1 pseudogene is annotated in these 250 nt (G+C 64.8%); it reads left to right on the top strand.

The annotated features are described in order from the left end of the window. Positions 1-35 precede the first annotated feature (35 nt). Positions 36-250: pseudogene (locus SB764_RS43045) on the top strand (hypothetical protein); the annotation flags it as partial.

Genomic DNA, 250 nt, shown 5'->3' with positions numbered 1-250 from the left:
CAGGTCTGGTGACGATCGCAGCACCCCCGGATGCAGTGTCCGAGAACAGCGCCCATCTGACTGCCGTCATGCTGCGTGAAGTCGATGGCATTGCGGCGCTCGAGGCATGGCTGGAAGACGATCGCCTGCAGACCTTCGTGCTCGGACCCGGTTTCGGCATCGGCGAGCAGGCGAGGGACTATGCCGCCGCACTCAGCGACCGCCATCTGGTTCTCGACGCCGATGGCATCACCTCGTTTCGCCAGGAGCC

Origin of the sequence: Paraburkholderia sp. SIMBA_027 (assembly GCF_046535315.1) — a bacterium.
Classification (GTDB): Bacteria; Pseudomonadota; Gammaproteobacteria; order Burkholderiales; family Burkholderiaceae; genus Paraburkholderia; species Paraburkholderia tropica.
The sequence above is the reverse complement of the archived record's forward strand: the minus strand, read 5'-3'. Positions and strand labels throughout refer to the sequence as shown.